The sequence below is a fragment of the Streptomyces sp. LaBMicrA B280 genome, from assembly GCF_049222185.1.
Classification (GTDB): Bacteria; Actinomycetota; Actinomycetes; order Streptomycetales; family Streptomycetaceae; genus Streptomyces; species Streptomyces murinus.
Map to the genome: position 1 here is coordinate 1 of NZ_JBMJCT010000018.1, position 22227 is coordinate 22227.

The window sequence follows — 22227 nt, forward strand, 5'->3', positions numbered from 1 at the left end:
CTTCCGATCTATCGAGCTCGGCGGGCCGCCCGCGGCGCCGCCCGGTACCGCCGGACGCGCCCTGCGTGGCCTCGGCCGGAACCTCGGTCGTCTCGTCGGCGGCCCCGGCCGCGCGCCTGCGGCGGCGTCCGGTGGGCGCCTCACCGGCCGGCGTGCCCGAACCGGCCAGGTCGGCGTCCAGGAAGGCGTCCGTGGAGCCCCGCCGGGCCCGCCGCCGACCGCCGTCGAAGGTCTCCTGCGCCGCCTCGGTGAGTTCCGGCTGCGCGGGCGGCGCCACGACCGCGCCCGCGCCGCCCCCGAGGGGCACCTCCAGGACGTAGGAGGTGCCGCTCATGCCCGGCACCTCGTGCGTCTGGAGCACACCGCCGTGGGCGCGCACGATCCCGCGCACGATCGGCTCGTGCACCGGGTCCCCGCCCGCGTACGGCCCGCGCACCTCGATCCGGGCGACCGAACCGCGCTGCGCGGCCGCGACGACCACGGTGTTGTCGAGGTAACCGCCCGTGGAGACGGGCGCGTTGCCGGTGGCGTCGACGCCCGCGACGTCCGCCACCAGATGCGCGAGCGCGGTGGCGAGCCGCTGCGGGTCGACCTCGGCCTCGATGGGCGGCGCGTGCACGGCGAACTGCACCCGGCCGGGGCCGATCAGCTCCACCGCGCCGTCGACACCGGCGGCGACGACGGCGTCCAGCATCACCTTCGTCCGGGTGATGTCCTCGGTGCCCGTGTCGATCCGCTGATAGGCGAGGACGTTGTCGATGAGGGTGGTGATCCGCGAGTACCCGGCGGAGAGGTGGTGCAGCACCTGGTTGGCCTCGGGCCACAGCTGCCCGGCGTCGTCGGCGGCCAGGGCGGCCAGTTCGCGCCGCAGTTCGTCCAGGGGGCCGCGCAGCGACCGGGCGAGCAGGGTGAGCAGCTGCTCGTGCCGTCCGGCCAGCGCCTCGTACCGGTCCTTCTCGCGCTCGCCGAGCGCGGCGTACCGCTCCTCGCCCGCTGCCAGCTCCTCCGCGTGCTGCTCCCGCAGCTCGGTCAGCTCGGTGCCGTACTTCTCGCGCAGCTCCGCCACCTCGGTGGCGTGCTCCTGGCGCAGCGCGGTGAGCTCGGCGGCGTGTTCCTCGGAGAGCTTCTCCAGCCGCTCGGCGTGCGCCTGCTCCAGCGTGGTCTTCTCGTCCACCAGGGAGTCGAAGGGCCGCCGGTCGGTGAAGGTCATCACGGCGCCGACCAGCTGGTCCCCGTCGCGCACCGGCGCGGTGGTCAGGTCGACCGGCACCTGGTGGTCGCCCTTGGCCCACAGCACCTGCCCGCGCACCCGGTGCTTGCGCCCGGAGCGCAGGGTGTCGGCGAGCGGCGACTCGGCGTACGGGAAGGGGGAGCCGTCGGCCCGCGAGTGCAGGACGAGGTTGTGCAGCTCCTTGCCGCCCAGCTCGCCCGCCCGGTAGCCGAGGATCTGCGCGGCCGCCGGGTTGACGAGCACGATCCGCCCGTCGGTGTCGGTGCCGACGACGCCCTCGGACGCGGCCCGCAGGATCATCTCGGTCTGCCGCTGCGAGCGGGCCAGCTCCGCCTCGGTGTCGACCGTCCCGGACAGATCCCGGACGACGATCATCAGCAGCTCGTCGCCCGTGTAGCCGGAACCGTCGTACGCCTGCTGCCCGTTCTCCAGGTTCGCGCTGGTGACCTCGACCGGGAACTCGTGCCCGTCGGTGCGCCGGGCGACCATCCGGGCCGGCTTGGTCCTGCCCTGCGGGTCCCGTCGGCCGGGGCGCCGCATGGAGCCCGGGATGAGCCGCGAGTCGAACTCGGGCAGCAGATCGAGCAGCCCGCGCCCGACGAGCGCGGTGCCGGGCGCCTCGAAGGCTTCCAGCGCGATGGTGTTGGCGTTGACGACGGTTCCGTTGGCGTTGACCAGGACCAACGCGTCCGGCAGAGCGTCGAGTATGGCTGCGAGGCGAGCAGCGCCTCGGGATGGCCTGCTGCTCACGAGACGCTTCCTCCCTGTTACCGCACCTTGCCGACCGCTCGGGCCATCTTGCCAACCGGCCCGCGACGTGTCACGCGAGGGAGTCTATGCGCACGTGTTGTGCGGGGGGTGCCGGATGAGAGGGAGGTCCCACGAGGAAGTGACGCCGATGCGGTGACGACCGGACCTTTGGACCGGCCCTACCCGATCTTCGGCAGCAGCGGCACCATCCGGTTCCAGCGGTCGATCTCGCACCCGTTGTTCCGGTCGTACGAGGCGTCGACGGGCCGTCCCGCCCAGGTGCCGGTGACCCGCGCGGTGGCCGGCCCGCCGGAGATCATGGAGCAGACGGTCCCGGGCGGCACCGGCGCGAAGAGGTCCCGCCCCCACTGCGTCTGCTCGTCAAGCTTCTGACAGGCACCCCGCACATCCGGGTGATGCCCGCCGTCGGGATGACAGAACAGCTCGTACGTCCCGTCCCGCCCGGCCCCGGCATGCCGTACGACGACGGTGAGGTGATCCCCGCCGCGCCCCTGACCGAGGGCGGCGGCGGGCACGGCGATCAGCGGTACGACGGCGGAGGCGGCGGCGATGACGGCGGCGGCGGTGGCCAGGACGGCGAGGCCGCCGCGACGGACGCGCCCTTCGGCACCCGGCAGAAGAGAATCCATGCCCTTCTCAACGCCCGACCTCGACGGACGTTGCGCCACGTTCCCCCGGAAAACGCCACCCCGTCGAAGAAGCCCTTTGCCCTGTGGCCGGACTGCCTAGTACCGTAGGGATCGATTGGTGACGGGCCCTGTGGCTGTGTCATCATCTGCACGCACCACTCGCGCGCTCGCGTGAGCGGTTGTGCTGGAGGCGTCGCCTAGTCCGGTCTATGGCGCCGCACTGCTAATGCGGTTTGGGTTTTAAAGCCCATCGAGGGTTCAAATCCCTCCGCCTCCGCCCCAACCGAAGCCCCGGTCCACTGGACCGGGGCTTCGTCGTTCCCTCTCCTGGACGTTTCCGCAGGTCAGAAGGGGTGTGCGGATCGGATTTCACATGACGGCGGCAGTCATGTAATGTTCTTCCTGTCGCCGGGACGGGCCGAAAGGAACGGAAACGGAGACAAGAACAAAAGAACAAGCACTCGTAGCTTAACGGATAGAGCATCTGACTACGGATCAGAAGGTTGCAGGTTCGAATCCTGCCGAGTGCACACAGGTTAGAGGCCCCGGATCACTCCGGGGCCTCTTGCGTTTCAGGGGCGTACAGCAGCGAAGTACAGCAACGGGGTCTGGATCAGCCGGTCTCGGTCCCGGTACCGCCCATGGCGGCGGACAGCTTGCCGAGCGCGGCCCGCACCTCTTCCTCGCTGGCTTCGGCGTAGACCTCCATTGTCATGGCGATCTGGGAGTGCCGCAGGATCCGCTGGGCGACCTTCGGGTGCACCTTCAGGGCGACGAGGAGCGAGCTGCACGTGTGCCGGGTGTTCCGGAGCGGGATGACGCGGACGCCGGCGCGGCGAGCCCGCAGCGCGAACATCCGGGTGAGGTTCCCCGGCTCGATCGGAGTGCCGTACTTCGTGGTGAAGACCAGCCCGCGCGTGTCCTGCCACAGCTCACCGGTTGCCTTCGATCACCGATCTGCTGAGCCCGCCGCATGCGGAGGGCCTTGAGGCACAGCACCGGGAAGGGAAGGAAGTCGTCCGACTCCTCGGTCTTGGTTTCCCGGTGGAGGATCTGCCGACCGGCCCGCTGGATCTGGTGATCCACGTAGATTTCACCCGCGTCGAAGTCCACCGACTTCCAGGTGAGCCCCAAGACCTCACCTCGGCGCAGACCGAGGCAGAGCACAAGCATCCAGGCCGCGAAGAGGTGATCATCCCGCGCGACACAATCGGCGAGGAACCGGCCCGCCTCGGCGACCGACCAGGGCTTGATCCGGCGGCGGCGCGTTTTGGGGACCTTCACCAGCGAGGCGACGTTCTTGCCGATCTCCTCTTCGGCCACGGCGTGGGTGAGGGCAGCACGGAGGGCGTCACGGGCGGCCTGGATGACGCGCCGGGACGGGAACGCTTCGCAGCACTCTCCGACGGCGCAACACCGTTGCCGTGCCTTGGCCCGCTTGGCGTCCTTGCCCTGGGCGCAGCGCTGGCAGATGCCGGCCAGCTTGGTCAGCCACTCCTGTACGTCCCGGACGGTCAGCTTGTCGAGTCGCTTCGTGCCCAGGTGCGGGTTGATGTAGAGCCGCACCGAGCCCTCGTAGGACACGTACGACAGCGGGGCCAGGTTGGGCTTCACGATCGACTCAAGCCAGTAGGCGAGGAACGCCTGCACCGTGCGGTGCCGAGTCTGGACAGAGCCCTTGCTGGCTTCGCTGTGGAGCCTGATCCACTTCTCGTGGGTCTCCTCGCGCGTCTTGCCGTACACGTACTTCCGCTTGCGGTCACCCTCCGGGGTCGTGACCCAGACGTAGGCCGCGAAGCCATTCTTGTACGGGTAGATGGAGCCCTCGCCGTTCGCGCGCTTTCCGCTCATGCCGCCCACTCCTCGGTCTCGGAGGTGCAGCGGGCCACGTACTCGTCCACCCAGGCCGGGAGGGTCCGGCGGTTGCGGCCGATCTTCACGGACCGGATCTCACCGCTCAGGATGAGCGCCTTGGTCTTGGAGAGACCGAAGCCGAGCATCTCGGCGACTTCGGCCGTGGTGTGCCATTTACGGGTGATGGTCACCGTGGTCATGCGGTGGGCGCTCCTTCCGTTCCGGTAGCGGGTTCGAGGGATGCGGCGAGCCAGGCTTCGGTGTCGGACAGGCCGGTGCCGGCGAAGACCCAGTGGGCGAGGACGTACGTCGTGTCTGCCGGGCGTTCGCCAGTTGTTGCCTGGGCGCGGCGCCATGCGGCGCGGGCGTCGCGGAGGGCGCCGAGGGTGGTGGAGTAGCGGCGGGACTTGGTGGAGAAGTGGCCGCGGAAGCCGAGCATGTGGGCCCAGGCGCGTAGGCGGAGGTGTTCGAGGTCCTTGCGGGCGCCGAGGGTCCAGGCGGTTCGGATGAGTCGGCGGGCGTGGTCGCTGATGTCGAGCTGGGCGAGTTCGGCGGCGAACTTGAGCGGCCGGTCGAGGGTGCCTGGCGCGGTCTCGGCGCCCTTGGTGGCGTACTTGGCGATGTACGCCGCCACGGCCCGCTTGGTCAGCTCCTGGCCGTCGTTGAAGTCGGCGTAGCGGATGGCGCGTACGTCGAGCTGGCGGCCGAAGGTGAAGGTGTGGGCGCGGCCGTCGATGACCGGGCCGTTGACCCGTGCCTTGGTCGCTGCCGCCTGGATGGCGTCGGTCAGGAGGTCGGCGGTGGCCCAGGGCGGGGGCGGGGTGTCGGCGCCGCCGGGGCCGTCGAGGCGGATGACCGCGTGGAAGTGGACGGCTCCGCGCTTCTGGTACTCGGCGACCTTGGCGAAGGAGACGCGGGCGTGGTCGCGGAACCGGCGCTGTGACAGGCCCGCGCGCTTGGCGACCTCGCGGCGGAGGTAGATGGAGAAGCGGCGCCAGAGCTGTCCGGCGTGGGCGTTCCAGAGCACGGCCGCCTCGTAGTCGTAGGTGTCCGGGTCGAGCGGGGTGCCGAGTGTGGTGCTGGAGGTTTCTTTCGCGTAAGTGCGTCCCATCAATCCACCAGGGACCTCGCCATAACAGCAGCCCATACGTCACACCGAGCACCAGCAAGGCCATGGTGCGGAGGATGCGCCTCGTCCTCAGCTTCATAGCGCGCAGGATGCCCCAGGTTGCCTACCTTCGCAGCCTCTGAAACGCTTGCAGACGCGCCAGTTCGGGGAGCCCCATGCTGAGCGTGACCCCACCACCAAGCGCACCATGTCAAGCGGGGAACAGCGAGCTGCCACAGCAGCTGGGCCCACGGAAAACGCCAACTGACCATTCACTCAGGTGACCGCCTGCATCCGGACTTCGGAGTGCACCGCCTCCCAAGTTGAATGCGCAAGCACCGTTAGTACGTGCCAGCCGTCTCACTTTCTCTGATTGACGGCGATGACAGTGTGGTGGAGGCCGGTGAGGGTGCTGCGAGGCATACGCGCACCTGGTCCGTCGACGCACCCGTCATCGTGGCTGACTTTCGGCGGCTGAGGTTGGGGCCTCTCTACCATCTCAGCAACTCTCGTCCTGAGACCTGAACCAGCCCAGGAACTTAGCGACCTGTGCTGTGACCCCAAAGGCGCCGGCGAACGCGGCGGCAGCCCATCGCAATGATGTCCATGGCACCTCGCCGCACAGCATTGCCGCTTGCCCAGCGAGGAGCGCGCAGACAACAGAAATGAGAAGAATGATTGCGACGTAATGCGACTTGCAGTCACGAGCAGTCACTTCGAACGGTCCTAACCTTCAGGTGGCCGTCTCGGTGCGCAGGTGCACCAGGAGACGGCTATAGCCAATCTCTGATGCCCTACGCAGTCGCTCGTCTGCGTTCTCCCGACCGTCAAAGCGGCTTAGCTCGTTACCGGTGCCCCGGGAGATTCGGGGAGGCACGCGAGGACGTTAGCCTCCATCAGGCCCTCAATGCAACAGCCGAGGGTTGGCTGAGTTAGAGGATGCCTGCGCCATGTTCCCGCCATCGATCGAACCAAGCAGTACGCCCAAGGGACCCGTCATTGGGGCTGACTGTCGTTGGCTGGGGTACAGGCGAGCCTGTACCAATTAGATCGAGCCAACACGAGGCGCTACGTTACTTTCCGGTACATGACGTGGGAGTCATCCTGCTGTCCGCAACGCGACGTCCCGGCGCGATCAAGGTGACTCATCGTAATTTCCGTGCTGGGTGGCATATCCGAGAGTAACCGGGTCGAGTCGGTGTCATGGCCGATCCTCGCTAGCCTCCTGCCGGTAGATGAAGAGCCCACCTGACCGCGCATGCTGGCAGGCCGAGCGGCAGGTGGGCGACTGAACCCGGAGGCTCAGCCATGAGTTTGTCCCTTGCAGAGCACTGCGTGTCAAACCCACGACGGCAACTGTGCGTTGTAACGATCCTCGTAGTGGTCCTGGCCGTGTCGCCGACTTGGGCCAGGATGGTGGGTGCTTACGCGGACGCTACGGCCTTCCTCGCACTGTTCCTCGCAGCCAGCGGTACAGCAACGAAGTACAGCAACCCCAGCAACCGCCCATGACCGACAGCCATTTCCAGGGGCCGCATGGTGCCCTGTATGACCCCTGCTGACCGATCTCTGTAGAGCTACGGATCAGAAGGTTGCAGGTTCGAATCCTGCCGAGTGCACATAGATCGAAGGCCCCGGAGAGATCCGGGGCCTTCGGCGTTTCAGGGTCGTACAGCAGCTGAGCCGCAGGTGCGCCGGCTGTTCCGGAGCGGGATCACGAGCAGCGCCCCTCCCCAAGCCGCTCCACCGATCTTGCGTTCACGGCACACGGGGCACACACGGCACACACGGCATTCGCGTACGGCGGGCGCGGGCCGCCTCGACAGCCCTGGGCGTGGCGCCCGGAAATGGTGACAGACAGGCCCCGGCGGGCGCCGGAGATCGTACGCTGGTCGCGAGGTGAGGGGGCCCGTGGACATCTCGAAGGTACGCAATCCCTACAACTACCGGCATCCGGTGCGCGATGCCGCGCTCTTCGCCGGACGTAGCGGGGAAGCGACGGTCATCGCGGGCGAGCTGGATCAGGTGGCCGTCGACGAACCATCGGTCTGCGTCGTGCTGCACGGTCAGCGGGCCAGCGGGAAGACGAGCCTGCTCTACGCCACCGAGCGGATGGCCGGCGAACGCGGGCTGACAGCGGTGCGCGTGGAGCTGATCGAGGGCGACGGCGAGCCGATCGCCTTCTTTCGCAAGGTCTACGACGAGTTGGTACCGGCGGTGCTGGAAGCGGCCGCTCAGCACGGCAAGGGCGTCGCCTTCGACGCGGCGGCCGTGCGCCGCGTGACAGCGGGAGCCGCCGAGGCATCGACCGTGGCCCCGCTGCAATTCCCGGAGGCGCTTGCCCTCACCGGAGCCGAGCCCCGGGTGCCGGAAGCCGCCCTACGCCATGATCTGTCGTTCTTCGTGCATCTCCTCGGGCATCCGATCGCCCTGCTCGTCGACGAGGCGCAGTTGATCGCTGACGACGAGCGCGCACTGTCGATCCTGCGTTTCCTCACCACGCGCGTCGAAGGACTCGTCCTGGTGCTCGCCGGTACGTCCGAGCTGATCGAGCGGATCAAAGACGTACAGTCGCCGATTCTCCGGCAGTTCAGGGAGATCGAGGTCAAGGGTTTCGTCGAGCAGGTCGACGTCGAGGACTGCGTGGTGCGTCCACTGCGCAGCGCCGGAATCTACGGCAGTTTGATCCCCGAGTCCCTGGTGTCCTCCCTGAAGCGGATCACTGACGGCAACCCCTACGCGATCCAGCTGTACTGCCACGAGATGTTCGCCCGCGTGAAGAGCGGCCTCGCGCCCTACATGCAGCTCAGCCCCGAGGTGCTCGAAGGCATCAGATCACGGATGGAGAAGGGCGACCGCAACGTACTCGACCGGCCGCTGATCCGTGCGGTCCGCGCGATGAGCCGGAGCGAGCTCGTCGCCTTCAATGTCCTGACGTCGGCACTGGACCACGCGACACAGGAAGAGGCCTGGTTCGCCTACTGCATGGGCGGACAGCCGGAGATCACGCGGGAGCAGTACGACCACTGCCGGAAGTCGCTGGTCAGGGACGGCATCCTCGCCTCGGACGCCCCTGTGCGTTTAGTGGCCGACACCGAACTCTTCGACGAGGTCTACTGCCGTCTGTGGTCGGCCCGCACCCTCGGGTCCATGCCGCACACTCAGGCCATAAGCCGGACCACTGTGCGGTCCATGCTGATCAACCGGCTCTATTGCGTGCTGCATGAATTCACGGGTGGGCCCCTGCGGATCTACCCGACGTGCTGTTACCACATGAATGCGAAGCACTTGGCGTCCAGTTTCGACGCCTTGGAGAAGTTGCCCGACGCCGGTCCGGACGCGGCTCCGCATGTTGATTACCTGCACTACGCGGTTCTGAGGTCCGGTGAACCCGAGGCGCTCGATATCACCACTGTCACCTGCGCATACCAGGATCACAAGGTCGAGCGCTGGCTGTTCGCGGCGGACACGGACGACGTGTGCCTGTCCGGCAGCGCCGACTTCAGGGCGGCCGCCGAGCGCATCGCGGCCCTCGGCGGCCGCCTGACCGCCGAGCGAGTGCGCGTACCACTGCGGACCTGGCCGGCCGATGACTGGTTCCTGAGGGCCACCGGGCGGCTACGCGACGAACTGGCCGTCAACCATCGAACGACCGCGTTCGCCGCATACGAGGCCGGCGACATGGACCGCGCGCGTGCCCGCTTCCAATCATCCTTCGACCTGGACCCGGACTGGTCAGCGGCCAATTGCCTCATGTACCTGAACCTGTCCACGGGCCACGAGGACGAGGCGCTCGAATGGTCCCGACGGGCGCTCAAGCTCACCGACAACGCGTATGGCCGCGTGCTGTGCCACTACAACGCTGCCATGGCTTACTTCATCGGTGGTGACCCGGACAGGGCCGCCAAGGAAATCTCCGTGGCTGCGGCAGAGTTGGCTCTCATCTCCTTGCAGAATCACCTGATCGACTTCTTGCTGCTTCCGGACCCCGAGGGTGCACCGATCCTGCACGAGGAGACCCAGGTCGACCTGGCCGACGCGGTGGAGCGGGCAAGCGCTGTACTCCGCGTCACCGACAAGGTGTCGTTCGGCCCGCCGGAGGCTGAGACCGGCGTGTCTGACCAGTGGGACAGCGAGCCGGAAAAGGAGGCCGTACACGGACTCGCCGATGGTGATGCGGCGCCCCTCGGGCAAGGCCCGGTTGTCCTCTCCGTGGCCACCGAATGGGCGTCCTCCCAGGGCGGTCTGAGTACCTTCAACCGTGACCTGTGCCGAGCGCTGGCCGCAGCCGGTGCCCGGGTCTTCTGTGTCGTCCTGGACGCGAGCGCCGAGGAGATGGACACGGCCAGGGAGGCGGGCATTTCGCTGCTTCCCGCCCCTGTCCGGCCTGGAGCGACCGAGGACATGCGACTGACCAGTCGGCCCGCCCTGCCCGATGGTACGGCGCCCGATCTGGTCCTGGGACACGGCCGGATCACCGGTCCCGCGGCGCAGAAGCTGGCCGATGACTTCTTCCCCGGAGCCCGACGCCTCCACGTACTCCACATGGCTCCGGACGAGATCGAGTGGTACAAGCCCGATCGCTCTCATGACGCCGGGCTCCGGGCCGAGAATCGCACCGGGATCGAGCGGGCCCTGGGGAGGACCGCTCATCGAGTGGTGGCGGTGGGCCCTCGGCTGCATCAGGAGTTCCTCAGCGATTTCAGGACCGCGGACGGGGTGCAACCCCTCCGGCTGGATCCCGGGTTCGACAGCACGGTCCCCGATGCCGACCGCGTTCCGCCTGAGGGCGGCCCTGCTCGGGTGCTGCTGCTGGGCCGGATTGAAGACGCACAGCTCAAGGGCGTCGACCTCGCCGCCGCGGCCTGCGGCAAGGTCGAGACGCGGCTGCGTGACGCCGGCATCCGGCGCGGAGTACGGCTACTGGTGCGCGGTGCGCCGGTGACCGACGTGGATGCGGCACGCGACGAGATAGTGAGGCAAGCCGCGAATCCGCGACTGGACGTCGTGGTACGCGTCTACACGTCGGAGCAGGACCGCATCGAGGACGATCTGAGCACCGCATGGCTGGTGATCATGCCGTCCCGCAAAGAGGGATTCGGTCTGACCGGTCTCGAAGCGATCATCCGTGGAATTCCGGTCCTGGTCAGCTCGACGAGCGGACTGGGCGAACTGCTGCGCGAGAAGTTGGGGGACGAGCAGGCCAGCTCGTTCGTCGTCGAGGTGTCGGGCGACGCCGAGACGGACGCGGAGACCTGGGCCCGCGACATCGAGCGCAAGCTTCGCGACCGGGTCGGTGCGTTCCAGCAGGCCGCTGCCCTGCGCGACGATCTGGCCCGGCGGGTGCGCTGGGATCAGGCCGCCGCCGTGATCCTCGGCGAGATTCCGCGGAAATGAGCCGCCTCACCGCATGAACGCGGTCGCGGACACATCCTTTTCCAGTGCCGCACCATGATGTTCGTAGGTGCCGATGGCGGAGACCCTGATCAGAACGCAGAACCGGTCGACGGAGGAAATCCGCTCAGCCACCTTCGTGAACTCACGCCGTAGGAAGTGGATGGCGGCCAGGTTCGCCGTGGAACTCTGCCCGCAGACGATGAACACCGGCTTGTCCGACTCCGCGGGGGTGAACTTCGCGACGAGTACGTACTCCTGGTTTCCCCGGTCGAACAGAAACTTGTCACCACCGACTTCGATGGCTACCGAGTCCCGGCTCGTGGTGTCGTAGGGGTGAAGGGTGACACCGGGGAGGTGAGCGGCCAGGTGTCCCCCGGTACGAATGTTGGCGCCTCCCGCCGGACCCCCCACGCAGAACTCGGTACGATCCCCGTTGCTGCCGCGGAATTCTCCTGACTCGACGAGGACGTCACAGCCCAGCTCGCCCGCAAGCAGAGCCAGCTCGACGACGGCGCGTACGTCTCGATAGCTCGCGGTCCCCGGCGCGTTGTACTTGTTGCCCAGCACCACGAGGCACGTCTGCCCGGGCCTGACACCAAAGAAATCCGCCCTCTTGTTCACCTCCCGGGTCCGCTTGGCCCGCTCCCACAACCACACAAACCCACCGCCGAGCAGGCTGGTCACCAGGCCTATGGCGATGTTCTCCAGTACCGATTGAATCGGGTCCCCCTCCACGGCGTGTAAGTCCCCTCATTGTCGAGGGTCGGGCGGCGGGCGAACAGACCCGATCCGCACGATCGTGCGGAGGACCCACGGGAACGCCGGCAATGCGGACAGCGGGTCGCGCAGCGCCTGCATCCACGGAAGCCGCCGCGCGCACGGTCTTGTCACCGCGATTCCGCCGACCCGGCTTGCTCGGACGGAACGTCGATCGAACGGCGTTGCCTCAGCCGGTGGGGGCAGGATGCGAACCTGCGGCCAGCACGGGAATCGTCCGGGCGAAGCTGAGTACTCCTACTCATGCGCCCGCCTCGCCCGCACGAGCAAGGTGACGGGCATGGACCTACCCGTCGCCCCGCCGGCCTTCGACGCGACCACCGGCCCGAGGCAGCGCAGCCGTGCCGACCTGGGCGCCGACATCGGAGCCGGGTGCGGCCTGGTGTTCCTGGAGCTGATCGCCCTGGTGGTGATCTTCTGGCTGTGGTTCCTGTCCGGGTTCAACCTCGACCCGGGCAGAACCGTCACGTCCGACTCGCTGTGGGGCTACCTGGCCGCCGCCGGAGGGGTCGGAGTCCTCGCCGTCGTGGCGGCTGCGATCGCCGCGCGGGCCGGGGCTGTCGTCACGGTCGTCACCCAGGTCGTGATGGCCACTCTGACCTGCGTCATCGTCTTGGGCGGTGCCGCGACGCAGTCACACCAGGACCAGCGGTGCCGTGACATCCCGTCAGCCACCGGCTGCAACAGCGACGACCGGACGGCCACGACTCCGGGTCACCGCCGCTCGGGCGGGCTCGGGTCCCAGCCGAGCGCGAAGGACCAGGTCACGTCCGGGTCCGAGGTGAAGCGCAGGGAACCGGTGAGTTGAGTCCGGGGCATCTGGATCTCGTTCATCACGGGCAGCACCTTGCCCTTCTCGCACCGCACCGGGAAGGAGACGCCGCCGGACCGCACCTGGACGGTGAGCCGGCCCGGGCCCTCGCAGTTGATCGCGATGGCCAGGGTCCTGCCCGCCTTGATCCCGCCCGGGATCGGATAGGTGGCGTCGCCCCTGACCGCGGTGCCACTGGCCAGGACCTCGATGCCGTCCGAGCCGGTCAGCGGTGCCCGGTGGACGGACGGGGCGTGCGGGCCGGGCGTCGGGTCGGTGGCGGGCTCGGCGGGAACCGGGGTCGCGGCGGCCCGGGCGGGGTGGGCCAGGGGTGGCGAAGCTGTGCCGTGATGGCCGGAGCCGCCGCAACCGGCCGTCGCCAGCGCGGCGGCCCACACGGAAAAGGCCAGGCGGACGGAGCGTCTTGTGATCGCCATCGAGTGTTCGGCCCCCGGATCATCCATGCGCCGCCCCCCTGAGGGACGGCGTGTGCCAGAACGCTCGCCCCTGTCGATCCGGCCCGGCAGGTGAACACCATTTATTTGAGGGAAAGCTGAGGCCCTCGCCCCCGATGGTCCTGCTCGGCATGCCGAGGACGCGTGGAGCGGGGATTCTGAGAGTGATGCGAGCGTGGCACCCAGCCGACCAGGAACCTCGATGAGCCCACATCCGGTGCGTGTAGCCGTTGCAGTCGTCTCCGACTGCCCCTTGCTGCGGCGAGGGCTTGAGCAGGTGATCGACACCGCGCCCGACATGCGGAGGGTCGCCTCCGGCAAGGGGAGCGAGGAGTGGGACTACGAGACGGGCGCCGCCGACGTCGTCCTCGTGAACCTTCAGTCGCCCGTCGAGGAAATGGCCCGCCTTATCGCTCGATTGCGGCAGCGGGGGCAGGCCGCGATCATTCTCTCGGCCTCCGAGACGCAGACCGAGCTTTTCTTCTTCATCGAAGCGGGCGCCAGTGGGTATCTGAGCCGCCGCAGCGGAGAAGCTGAATTGCTGGCGGCGGTCCGTGCCGTCGCCTCCGGCGATATTTATTTCTCCACGAGATTGAGGGATCAATCCCTCCGTGAGCAGCGCACTCACATCACGCACCGGGAGCGGCAGATCCTGCAACTCATCGCGAGCGGTGCCACCGACCGTGAAATCGCCGCCAAGTTGAATATTAGTGAGCACACCGTTCACACGCACCTCGACCGGCTGCGCGGCAAGACCGGCTGCCACCGCCGGGCCGACCTGGTACGCCTGGCCCTCCTGCGCGACGGGGTGGCCGAACCTCCCGGATGACCCGCCCCCGGCTGTGGGCGATTCCGCCCACAGTGTCGGCAGTTCTGCCTCTTGTCCGGCCGAGCCCCGGTCGCTAAGCCTTGGAACATGTCGTGCGCTGGATGCCCGTGTATCTCTGTGCGCTGATAGGTGGACCCTGTGCTGGCGATTTCCAGGTTGGTGAGGATGCGAAAGGCGACGTTGTGTGGCGTCTGGCTCGCAGCGGCCGTGTTCTCACTCTTGGCAGGCGGCATATTGGGTCCCTATGCGAGTGAAGCGAGCGCACTGCCGAAGGGCGCACAGGGGAACGCGAAAGTGAAGTCGGCGCTCCGGTGTTACGAGACGCGCAGGAACCCCGGTGCGGTCGTCTGCTACCGATTCTCGAAGAAGGCCGAATTCAGGCACGGTGACGTCGTCTTCGTTCCCATTCTCATCCAGGTGCCCGTGCCGGCCGACCCGCCGCCTGTGATGGTCGTGGACAGTCTCGACGATATTCACCCGAGCAAGGTGGACAGGTGACCTTCCTGACCATTATGCCGAAAACCGAAGGTTCGCTCTGAATATCTCATCCCCGGGATTTCGAACGCCGTAGGTCTCGTACCCCTCAACGACTGAGAGCGAGGTTCCCATGTTTACCGCTCGAAATCGAGTCGCCCGCATAGCAGGAGCTTCCTGTGCCGCCGCGCTGCTCGCCGGAACAGTCGGCGTCGCCGGAGCCGAGGCAGCGCCCGCGACAACACACAACGGCGCGGTGACGCACTCCGTCAGCAAGCCGCCCCCACCGCGCCCCCACCACCGGCACAACACCCCGAACACACCCAACACCCCCAACACACCGAACACCCCGGGCGGTGGAGGCAACACCCCGAACACTCCGAACACGCCGAACACCCCCAACACCCCCGGCCGTGGCGGCCACACGCCGAACACGCCCAATACGCCCAACACACCGAACACCCCTGGTGGCGGCGGGAATACTCCCAACACTCCGAACACGCCTAATACCCCGAACACCGGGGGCGGTGGCGGGAACACCCCGAACACTCCGAACACGCCCAATACCCCGAACACCGGGGGCGGTGGCGGGAACACTCCCAACACCCCGAACACACCCAATACCCCGAACACCCCGGGTGGCGGCGGGAACACCCCGAACACGCCCAACACACCCAACACCCCGAACACACCAGGCTGACAGCGCTCAACAGCGTGATGGAGCCGCGCAGCAACGTTTGCGCGGCTCCATCACGTCTGCATGCCCCGACAGCTGACGAAATAGCTGTCCAGGGGCCAATTCAAAGCCCCACCCGCCGACTACAGCAAAGCAGTGAGAAGGCTTAGGAGACCCAGAGTGTTCGGAGTGTTCGGAGTGTTCGGGGTATTGGGGGTGTTCGGAGTGTTGGGGGTGTTGGGCGTGTTGGGGGTGTTGGGCGTGTTCGGAGTGTTGGGCGTATTCGGGGTGTTCGGAGTGTTGGGGGTGTTGGGGGTGTTCGGCGTATTCGGAGTGTTGCCTCCACCACCCGGAGTGTTCGGAGTATTCGGGGTGTTGGGGGTGTTCGGGGCCTGCGCGGTCCCCTGGCCGCCCCTTCCCTCGGTCGACAGCCCGGACTCGCCGTCCGTCGTCTTCGCGGAGTCGACGCGCTGCGGAGTCTGCGGAGTCTGGGGAGTCTGCGGCGTTTGAGGGGTCTGCGGGGTCTGAGGCGTCTGGCCGCCCAGGAGGTTGAGTCCGAGGAGCGTATACGTCGGGCCGTTGTAGCTGTTCGAGTTGTGGCTGTTCGAGTCGCCCGCGTAGGCAACTCCCATGCCCGCAGCGGTGAAGCTTCCCACCGCGATGGCGGCGATCAGAATTCGCTGGATTCTGCGCAAGGTTCTTTCCCCTCGGGTTCCGAGCCGGGGTGCTCGAATATCGTGCGGAGCTGCGTCACAGTCAAAGTGGCACATTCGGCAGGCCGCACCATGCATAAGTAATCTGTGTTGCCGCGAGCGTCACCCTCTCCGCCGAGTGCCGCCGCTCAGGCGATCGCGCGGGCCGCCCTGGGAGTCCGCGCCAGGGCCGACAGGTAGGCGCAGCCCGTGATGAGGCAGAGGGCCGCTGCCGCCGCCAGAAGGGCCGGGGTGTGCCGGGGGTGGAGGAAGAGACCCACCGCGAAGCTCAGGAACAGGGAGGCGTTCAGGAGCCAGTTGAACGCGGCCCAGGCGTGGGGCTGGCCCGCCGCCGGGACGCCCGACCAGATGACCCGGGTGAGGAGGAGGTTGAAGACGCCGTTCCCGATGCCGCCCAGGGCGAAGGCGACGGTGGCGGACCAGAAGGGGAGGCCCAGGCTCGGGAGGCCGATCGCGAGGGCCACCAGCAGGTTGGACAGGGGGAGAAGGGCGCGCATGCCGGTGAGACGGCGTGGCGTCACCGCGGCCGCGATCATGGAGGCCACGGCCCAGCAGGCCATCACCACGCCGAGCCCGTGGGCGTCGTAACCCGGCGTCCGGGCCAGCATGAAGGGGCCCGACACGCCCTCCAGGCTGGTGGTGATCAGCATGACGGTCACGCAGAGGAGGCCGAGGGCACCGAACGCGCCGGGGGCCAGCAGCCGGCCGAACCCCGCGGTGGCGCCACGGCTGCCGGTCGTACCGTCCTCCGGGATCCGCGGCGACCAGGCCACGGCCAGCACCAGCAGAAAGGTGAGGGCGTTCAGGGCGAAGGCCGACTCCGCGCCGGACAGGGCCACCACCACACCGGCCAGCACCATGCCCGCGGCGCCGGCCCCCGCCTTCGAGACGCTCCACCACTTGGCCAGCTCGGCCTGCCGCCCGTCGCTGAGGGCGTGCAGGAGCGAGCGGGAGAACGGCATCGTCAGGGCCTCGCCGGACGCGGCGACGAGAATGCAGGCCAGGACGGCGATCCGGTGCTCCGCCACCGCGGCCGCGACGGCGAACGCCGCCACCTGCCCGATCAGCCCGGCCCGCCACGCCGTCCGCGAGCGGATCCACCCCCGGGAACTGACGAGCGGCGTCAGCGCCAGGACCGGGATCGTCTGAGCGGCCAGAACGGCGGCGAGGAAGGTCGTCGAGCCCGCGCGCACCGCGATCAGCGCGTACGCCACCTGCACCAGCTTGTCCCCGAACTCCGAGGCAGCCAGGGCGAGAAGAAGCCCGACGAGCCCGGCCGGACGGGCGGTGGAACGGCCTGACAACGCTGGTACCTCCCACGCTCGCGGAACCGACAGCCGGAGAGACGCGAGGGGAGGCTAACCCGCGCTCCGCAGACACCGCTCGGATTTTCCGGCGGCCCCTCGGCGGAGCCCGCGCGTGCGGAATCGATACATCTGTCATCTATCGAGTGAACGGGTGTACCAAGCCTGAGTGCGCGAGCGGATCGAGGAGACGCGCCGCACCGACGATCTGCTCGGGCGGATCGCCGGCTCCCTCGATCTGATCGCCGACCGGCTCCGGCCCGCCGCCGTCGCCGAGGCACCGGAGGCGATGACGCCCCAGCGGCTCCCGGCCACTTGGCGGGCGAGGAATCTCGTCGTCACCGACGATGTGCACACCGTGGCGGCGTACCTCGCCCCGGCGCTGGTGCGCGGGCCCGTGCGGTGGTATCCCGCCCCCGCCTCCCCCCGGGCACTGTCAGACCCACCCCCTACCCTCACGAGTGATGGCACAGATGTGGAGATGTTCCGGGCTTCGCTGGTCCGGCGACGGGCTCGTGCTCGCCTGGGAGGGCGGGCGGGGCAGCGCGCTGGCGTGGGGGAAGCGCGTCGGGTTCGCCGTGCCGGAAGGGGGCGGGCGTATCTGCGTGGGGGCGCGGGGACACGCGTGTCCGGTGCGGGCGCCCGTGCCGGGGCGCGGCACCGGGGCCCGGTGCGAGGAGTGCGCGCGGCTCGACCGGGCGCACTCCGTGGCCGCCGACACCATCGCCGACGACCCCCGGCCGTACCGGGTGTATCTCGCCTGGTTCGGTCCCGGCCTGGTCAAGGTCGGCATCACGGCCGTCGAGCGGGGGCCTGCGCGGTTGCTGGAGCAGGGCGCGGTCTGTTTCAGCTGGCTCGGGACCGGGCCCCTGATGGCGGCGCGGCGTACCGAGGAGATGCTGCGGGCCGCGCTCGGCGTGCCGGACCGGATCGCGTACGCCGAGAAGCGGGCGGTGCGGGCGAGGCTGCCGGAGGCGGCGGAGGAGCGGGCGGCGGAGGTGCGCGCGCTGCACCGGCGGGCCGTCGCGCTCGACCGGTGGCCGGAGTCGCTGCGGGCCGAGCCGTGCGAGGTGGTCGATCATGTGCGGGCCTTCGGGCTCGACGGCGTGCCCGCCGCCTTCGGCGAGGTGACCGAGCTCGTCGCCGGTGGTGCCGTCGGCGGGGAACTGGTCGCGGCCGCCGGGCCCGATCTTCATCTGGCGGTGCGCGGCCGCGGGGTCGTCGTGCTCGACACCCGGCTGATACGGGGGTGGGGACTCGTGCCCATGCTGCGGGAAGGCGATGAACTCGCCCTGCCGGTACGTGAGTTCCCCCAGGAGCAGGATGGGCTGTTCTGAGGGGCCACCCAGGCGTTGTCTGAGTGGTGGCTGTGTGTTTCTCAGGAAAAACCAAGACTGGTGAAACACTCCTCTCAGAGGGCCCCGACAGTGTGGCCGCCATGACCACGACCTCGCCCCAGGGGCGCACCGAACTGCTGAGGCCGGACGGGAGCCCCGTCCGCGTGCTGGTGGTCGACGACGAGACGTCGATCACCGAACTGCTGAGCATGGCCCTTCGCTACGAGGGCTGGCAGATCAGAAGCGCGACGGACGGTCAGGGGGCCCTCCAGACGGCCCGCGAGTTCCGCCCCGACGCCGTCGTCCTCGACATGATGCTGCCGGACATGGACGGACTGGCCGTCCTCGGCCGGCTGCGCCGTGAACTGCCGGACGTGCCCGTGCTGTTCCTGACCGCCAAGGACGCGGTGGAGGACCGGATCGCCGGGCTCACCGCCGGTGGCGACGACTATGTGACCAAGCCGTTCAGCCTGGAGGAGGTCGTCGCCCGGCTGCGCGGACTGATCCGCAGGTCCGGGGCGACCGACCGGCGCTCCGAGTCCGTGCTCGTCGTCGGCGACCTCACCCTGGACGAGGACAGCCACGAGGTGACCCGGGGCGGCGACTCCATCCATCTCACCGCCACCGAGTTCGAGCTGCTGCGCTTCCTCATGCGCAACCCGCGGCGCGTGCTCAGCAAGGCGCAGATCCTGGACCGCGTCTGGTCGTACGACTTCGGCGGCCAGGCCAACGTGGTCGAGCTGTACATCTCGTACCTGCGCCGGAAGCTCGACGCCGGGCGCGAGCCGATGATCCACACCCGGCGTGGCGCCGGTTACCTGATCAAGCCCGCCGTGTGATGAGCGGACCGCCCGGCCCCCGACCCGCACCCCGGTCGAGCCCGGCACGCCGGTCCGCCCCGCGCCCGCCCCGCCCCTCCCGGATCGGCTCCCCGAAGGCCCCGTCCTCCCGGATCCGCTCCCCGAGGACCCCCTCCCCCCGCACCCTGCGCACCCGTCTCGTCGTCGCCTCCGTCGTTCTGATCGCCGTCGTCTGCGCGGTGATCGGCACCGTGACCACCCTGGCCCTGCGCTCGCACCTGTACGCCCAGCTGGACGGCCGGCTGGACGAGGTCGGCAAGCGGGCCTCCGGTGCCTTCGCCCCGCCGGGGCAGGACAAGGGGCCCGGCGGACCCGGCGGCGGACAGGCGCCCACGGGCATCGAGCTGGGCCAGTTCGTCGCCCTGGGCCCGCAGCCGCAGTACACGGTCGTGGCCGTGGTGAACGACGGCACCGCGACCGAGGGCAAGGTGGGCCGAAAATCGAGGTCCGCGCCGTACATGAGCGCCCATGACCTCGACGCGGCCCAGCTCGCGGCCCTCGGCGGGGTGTCCGCGGACCTCCGCGCGCACACCGTCGACCTCCCCGGCCTCGGCAGCTACCGCGCCGAGTACGCCACCGGGCCCAACGGCTCCTTCTACGTGGCCATTCCGACCGACGACACCGACGGCATCATCAACACCCTGATCCTCGTCGAGGTCTGTGTCACCGCCGCCGGGCTGCTCGCGGCCTGTCTCGCCGGGACCGTCATCGTCGGCGTGGCCACCCGCCCGCTGCGCAGGGTCGCCGCCACCGCCACCCGCGTCTCCGAACTGACGCTGCACACCGGCGAGGTGAACCTCAGCGAGCGCGTCCCGGACGCCGAGTGCGATCCGCACACCGAGGTCGGGCAGGTCGGCGCCGCGCTGAACCGGATGCTCGACCATGTGCACGGCGCCCTTCAGGCCCGGCAGCAGAGCGAGACGCGGGTACGTCAGTTCGTCGCCGACGCCAGTCATGAACTGCGCACCCCCCTCTCCTCCATCCGCGGCTACGCCGAACTGACCCGGCGCGGCCATGAACAGGTCGGCCCCGACACCCGGCACGCCCTCGGGCGGATCGAGTCCGAGGCCGGGCGGATGACCCTGCTGGTGGAGGACCTGCTGCTGCTCGCCCGACTGGACGCCGGCCGCCCCCTGGAGTTCGGGCGGACCGATCTGGTGCCGCTCGTCGTGGACACCGTCAGCGACGCCCGCGCGGCCGGTCCGGAGCACAACTGGCGGCTCGCGCTGCCCGACGAGCCCGCGCCGGTCCGCGCGGACTCCGCCCGGCTCCAGCAGGTCCTGGTCAACCTGCTGGCCAACGCCCAGCGCCACACCCCGCCCGGTACGACCGTCACCGCCCGGGTGCGTCGGCAGGGGCCCTGGGTGTGCGTGGACGTCGAGGACGACGGGCCGGGGATCCCGGCCGAGCTGCTGCCGCATGTCTTCGAGCGGTTCGCGCGCGGGGACTTTGCGCGGACGCGGGCCACCGGCTCCACCGGGCTCGGGCTCGCCATCGTGCAGGCCGTCGCGACGGCGCACGACGGCGCGGTGAGCGTGGAGAGCGCGCCGGGCAGGACCGTGTTCACCCTGCGCCTGCCCGCGCTCGGCACCCGGTCCTTCATGGCTCCCGAGAGCACCAACTCGCTTGCCGAGCAAGCCGGTTCGCACTCACAGCCGTACCACAGCACCACCACATCGACGCGACAGGGCGCCTGACAAGAGTCGGTTCCATGCGAACCGACTCTTCTCCCGACTCGCCCCCCGGCACCCTGCCGGCCCGGGAGCACCTGCCGGTCTCGGCCGCCGGCAGGGCCGTCCTGGACGTGGTGATCCCCGTCTACAACGAGGAACAGGACCTCCAGCCGTGCGTCCGGCGGCTGCACGAGCATCTGACCCGCACCTTCCCCTACGCCTTCCGCGTCACGATCGCGGACAACGCCTCCACCGACGGCACCCCGCTCATCGCGGCGCGGCTGGCGGCCGAGCTGCCCGGGGTGGGCGTCGTACGGCTGGAGCAGAAGGGCCGCGGCCGGGCGCTGCGCACCGTGTGGTCCGCGTCGAAGGCGCCGGTCCTCGCCTATATGGACGTCGATCTGTCCACCGACCTCAACGCCCTGCTGCCGCTGGTCGCGCCGCTGATCTCCGGTCACTCGGACCTCGCGATCGGCTCCCGGCTCACCCGCTCCTCCCGGGTGGTGCGCGGCCCCAAGCGCGAGCTGATCAGCCGGGCGTACAACCTGATCCTGCGCGGCTCGCTCCAGGCCCGCTTCTCGGACGCGCAGTGCGGGTTCAAGGCGATCAGAGGCGATGTGGCGCGGGTGCTGCTGCCGCTGGTGGAGGACAGCGGCTGGTTCTTCGACACCGAGCTGCTGGTGCTCGCCGAGCGGGCCGGGCTGCGGATCCACGAGGTGCCGGTCGACTGGGTGGACGACCCCGACTCCACCGTGCACCTCGTGCGCACCGCGACCGACGACCTCAAGGGCGTCTGGCGGATCGGCCGGGCGCTCGCCACCGGTTCGCTGCCGCTTGACCTGCTCGCCCGGCCGTTCGGCGACGACCCCCGCGACCGCGAGCTGACCGGAGTGCCGAAGGGCCTGGCCCGCCAGCTGATCGGCTTCTGCGCGATCGGCGTCCTGTCGACCCTCTGCTATCTGCTGCTCTACAGCGGCTTCCGGCAGTTCTGCGGGCCGCAGCCCGCCAACGGCCTCGCGCTGCTGGTCTCGGCCGTCGCCAACACGGCCGCCAACCGCCGGCTCACCTTCGGGGTGCGCGGCCGGGGCGGCGCGGTCCGCCAGCAGGCGCAGGGCCTGGTGGTCTTCGTCATCGGACTCGCCCTGACCAGCGGTTCCCTGGCCGCCCTCGACGCGGCCGGGGGCCGTCCTGCGCACTCCACCGAACTGGCGGTCCTCGTCACCGCCAATCTCGCCGCGACCGTACTGCGGTTCCTGCTCTTCCGCGCCTGGGTGTTCCCGGACCAGCGGCAGCCGTACGACACCGACACCCCCGAAGGGTCCCGATGA

At 69.2% G+C, this 22227-nt stretch carries 15 protein-coding genes, 2 tRNA genes and 2 pseudogenes; 11 read left to right on the forward strand and 8 right to left on the reverse strand.

Annotated elements, in window-relative coordinates; translation table 11 throughout:
* Window positions 1–1981, reverse strand: a 1981-nt coding sequence (locus ACLF5H_RS17435; protein ID WP_421676949.1) for a PAS domain-containing protein, incomplete at its 3' end; no start/stop codon positions are given.
* A 179-nt stretch (window positions 1982–2160) separates the two neighbouring features.
* Window positions 2161–2631, reverse strand: a complete 471-nt coding sequence (locus ACLF5H_RS17440; RefSeq protein WP_421676950.1) for an SSI family serine proteinase inhibitor — start codon at window positions 2629–2631, stop codon at window positions 2161–2163.
* Between the two features lie 186 nt (window positions 2632–2817).
* On the opposite strand from ACLF5H_RS17440, the gene ACLF5H_RS17445 reads away from it, so the two are divergent.
* A tRNA-Ser gene (locus ACLF5H_RS17445) sits at window positions 2818–2908 on the forward strand.
* A 180-nt stretch (window positions 2909–3088) separates the two neighbouring features.
* Window positions 3089–3161 (forward strand) — tRNA-Arg (locus tag ACLF5H_RS17450).
* Window positions 3162–3244: 83 nt separating this feature from the next.
* On the opposite strand, the pseudogene ACLF5H_RS17455 reads toward ACLF5H_RS17450, so the two are convergent.
* The 3 genes and pseudogenes from ACLF5H_RS17455 to ACLF5H_RS17465 form a co-directional block, all read right to left on the reverse strand.
* Window positions 3245–4491: pseudogene (locus tag ACLF5H_RS17455) on the reverse strand (site-specific integrase).
* Window positions 4479–4685 carry an excisionase family DNA-binding protein gene (locus tag ACLF5H_RS17460; RefSeq protein WP_421676951.1) on the reverse strand — a complete coding sequence of 69 codons (207 nt, stop codon included), beginning with the start codon at window positions 4683–4685 and terminating at the stop codon, window positions 4479–4481. Before ACLF5H_RS17460 ends, ACLF5H_RS17455 begins: the two are co-directional and overlap by 13 nt.
* Window positions 4682–5557: pseudogene (locus ACLF5H_RS17465) on the reverse strand (replication initiator); the annotation flags it as partial. The pseudogene ACLF5H_RS17465 and the gene ACLF5H_RS17460, both read right to left, overlap by 4 nt.
* A 1947-nt stretch (window positions 5558–7504) precedes the next feature.
* Between ACLF5H_RS17465 and ACLF5H_RS17470 the strand changes: the two are divergent.
* The gene (locus ACLF5H_RS17470; protein WP_421676952.1) at window positions 7505–10990 is read left to right on the forward strand and encodes a glycosyltransferase; all 3486 of its coding nucleotides are present in this window, start codon (window positions 7505–7507) and stop codon (window positions 10988–10990) included.
* A gap of 6 nt (window positions 10991–10996) precedes the next feature.
* Here the strand turns inward: ACLF5H_RS17470 and ACLF5H_RS17475 are convergent, their stop codons facing one another.
* Window positions 10997–11674, reverse strand: coding sequence for a hypothetical protein (locus ACLF5H_RS17475; protein WP_421676953.1), 678 nt, complete (start codon window positions 11672–11674; stop codon window positions 10997–10999).
* Between the two features lie 373 nt (window positions 11675–12047).
* Between ACLF5H_RS17475 and ACLF5H_RS17480 the strand changes: the two genes are divergently transcribed.
* Window positions 12048–12575 (forward strand): DUF6234 family protein, encoded by a 528-nt coding sequence (locus tag ACLF5H_RS17480; RefSeq protein WP_421676954.1) that lies wholly within the window; start codon window positions 12048–12050, stop codon window positions 12573–12575.
* Here ACLF5H_RS17480 and ACLF5H_RS17485 read toward each other — a convergent pair.
* The gene (locus tag ACLF5H_RS17485) at window positions 12482–13015 is read right to left on the reverse strand and encodes a hypothetical protein (protein WP_421676955.1); all 534 of its coding nucleotides are present in this window, start codon (window positions 13013–13015) and stop codon (window positions 12482–12484) included. The genes ACLF5H_RS17480 and ACLF5H_RS17485 overlap by 94 nt on opposite strands.
* 220 nt (window positions 13016–13235) lie before the next feature.
* Here ACLF5H_RS17485 and ACLF5H_RS17490 point away from each other — a divergent pair, with 220 nt between their 5' ends.
* The 3 genes from ACLF5H_RS17490 to ACLF5H_RS17500 all read left to right on the forward strand — a co-directional run bounded on the left by ACLF5H_RS17490 (window position 13236) and on the right by ACLF5H_RS17500 (window position 15522).
* Entirely contained in the window at window positions 13236–13862 is a 627-nt protein-coding gene (locus ACLF5H_RS17490) for a LuxR C-terminal-related transcriptional regulator (RefSeq protein ID WP_421676956.1), read from the forward strand.
* Window positions 13863–14000: 138 nt separating this feature from the next.
* Entirely contained in the window at window positions 14001–14360 is a 360-nt protein-coding gene (locus tag ACLF5H_RS17495; RefSeq protein WP_421676957.1) for a hypothetical protein, read from the forward strand.
* An 832-nt stretch (window positions 14361–15192) separates the two neighbouring features.
* Window positions 15193–15522: a hypothetical protein gene (locus tag ACLF5H_RS17500; protein WP_421676958.1), complete on the forward strand. Its 330-nt coding sequence runs from the start codon at window positions 15193–15195 to the stop codon at window positions 15520–15522.
* Between the two features lie 331 nt (window positions 15523–15853).
* On the opposite strand, the gene ACLF5H_RS17505 is transcribed toward ACLF5H_RS17500, so the two are convergent.
* Window positions 15854–17029, reverse strand: coding sequence for a hypothetical protein (locus ACLF5H_RS17505; protein ID WP_421676959.1), 1176 nt, complete (start codon window positions 17027–17029; stop codon window positions 15854–15856).
* A gap of 464 nt (window positions 17030–17493) precedes the next feature.
* Between ACLF5H_RS17505 and ACLF5H_RS17510 the strand changes: the two genes are divergently transcribed.
* The 4 genes from ACLF5H_RS17510 to ACLF5H_RS17525 all read left to right on the forward strand — a co-directional run bounded on the left by ACLF5H_RS17510 (window position 17494) and on the right by ACLF5H_RS17525 (window position 22227).
* Complete coding sequence (locus tag ACLF5H_RS17510) at window positions 17494–18366, forward strand: DUF2797 domain-containing protein (RefSeq protein ID WP_421676960.1); 873 nt, start codon at window positions 17494–17496, stop codon at window positions 18364–18366.
* Between the two features lie 101 nt (window positions 18367–18467).
* Window positions 18468–19205 carry a response regulator transcription factor gene (locus tag ACLF5H_RS17515; RefSeq protein ID WP_037650620.1) on the forward strand — a complete coding sequence of 246 codons (738 nt, stop codon included), beginning with the start codon at window positions 18468–18470 and terminating at the stop codon, window positions 19203–19205.
* A gap of 113 nt (window positions 19206–19318) precedes the next feature.
* Window positions 19319–20923: a HAMP domain-containing sensor histidine kinase gene (locus tag ACLF5H_RS17520; protein WP_421677015.1), complete on the forward strand. Its 1605-nt coding sequence runs from the start codon at window positions 19319–19321 to the stop codon at window positions 20921–20923.
* 14 nt (window positions 20924–20937) lie between these two features.
* Window positions 20938–22227 (forward strand): glycosyltransferase, encoded by a 1290-nt coding sequence (locus ACLF5H_RS17525; RefSeq protein ID WP_421676961.1) that lies wholly within the window; start codon window positions 20938–20940, stop codon window positions 22225–22227.

Bases quoted from the DNA above. Each gene is read 5' to 3' on its own strand.
- ACLF5H_RS17440 (WP_421676950.1), bottom strand. From the start codon at position 2,631: ATGGATTCTCTTCTGCCGGGTGCCGAAGGGCGCGTCCGTCGCGGCGGC.
- ACLF5H_RS17460 (WP_421676951.1), bottom strand. From the start codon at position 4,685: ATGACCACGGTGACCATCACCCGTAAATGGCACACCACGGCCGAAGTC.
- ACLF5H_RS17480 (WP_421676954.1), top strand. From the start codon at position 12,048: ATGGACCTACCCGTCGCCCCGCCGGCCTTCGACGCGACCACCGGCCCG.
- ACLF5H_RS17485 (WP_421676955.1), bottom strand. From the start codon at position 13,015: ATGGCGATCACAAGACGCTCCGTCCGCCTGGCCTTTTCCGTGTGGGCC.
- ACLF5H_RS17490 (WP_421676956.1), top strand. From the start codon at position 13,236: ATGAGCCCACATCCGGTGCGTGTAGCCGTTGCAGTCGTCTCCGACTGC.
- ACLF5H_RS17510 (WP_421676960.1), top strand. From the start codon at position 17,494: ATGGCACAGATGTGGAGATGTTCCGGGCTTCGCTGGTCCGGCGACGGG.
- ACLF5H_RS17515 (WP_037650620.1), top strand. From the start codon at position 18,468: ATGACCACGACCTCGCCCCAGGGGCGCACCGAACTGCTGAGGCCGGAC.
- ACLF5H_RS17525 (WP_421676961.1), top strand. From the start codon at position 20,938: ATGCGAACCGACTCTTCTCCCGACTCGCCCCCCGGCACCCTGCCGGCC.